The organism is Microbacterium bovistercoris (genome assembly GCF_003387575.1).
Classification (GTDB): domain Bacteria; phylum Actinomycetota; class Actinomycetes; order Actinomycetales; family Microbacteriaceae; genus Microbacterium; species Microbacterium bovistercoris.
Genome location: NZ_QUAB01000020.1, coordinates 1 through 785, shown reverse-complemented (window position 1 = coordinate 785; position 785 = coordinate 1). Strand labels below are relative to the sequence as shown.

The window sequence follows — 785 nt, the reverse complement described above, 5'->3', positions numbered from 1 at the left end:
CCTCGAGCCCGGAAACAGTCCCCAGCATTCTCGACACCACAGTCTTGTTGTACTCGTTCATAGCTACCTGGTTATAGCTGTTATGACAATGTCGTCTTCCGTGATGACTTCTACTGTGCCACTCCCATGGGAAAGTCGAGATTCTCCGTTAGGACCTTTGATCGGATTCCCCTTCGAACTCTGCAGAACATCTTCAACGAAGTGGGTGACATGCTGCGCCGGGACCTGAGCCACCTGCCGGCGTACCAAGCCCGCTAGGTTGCATGCGATCAACAGCGCGCCTTGTTACAGCCGGTCTCCGACCTGAGCCTCTTTACTCAGCCACGCTGCCAGCGCCAGTTGGATTTGCTCGTTCCCAATACTTATCCCCGTCGGAATTTAGCAACTGTTCGAAAACGTCTGCCAAATTGTGCCCGATGGAGTACCAGTCTTCCCTGCCGTCTAGGGGAAGGGCAACCAGCCATCGTCGCTCAGGCGATTCGGAAGGCGCGAACACTAGGAGCTCACTGTCGCCAAGGAACTCCCCAAGAACGATGTCGCCTGCACGAAAGTCGCCCGGCCTCTCAGCGATCTCGACAAGAGTACGCTCTAGCGAGGAACGCGGAGTAAGCAGGTGAATTCCCCACTGGCCGTAGTCGATATCCTCGAAAAGCCACGATTCAGCACCGATTGACCACAATTCACGCAATTCTGGCGGAACGTTCGAATAGCCGGATAGAACGTTCATGTCAGCTTCGGTCGCGGGCGGCGACACGCGGCACGCCAACCGAAATGGAATGCTATCA

At 55.7% G+C, this 785-nt stretch carries 1 protein-coding gene; it reads right to left on the bottom strand.

The window, feature by feature from the left end; all coding sequences use genetic code 11:
• Window positions 1–313 precede the first annotated feature (313 nt).
• The coding region (locus DY023_RS17795; RefSeq protein WP_220347235.1) for a hypothetical protein at window positions 314–785 on the bottom strand (472 nt) is incomplete at its 5' end.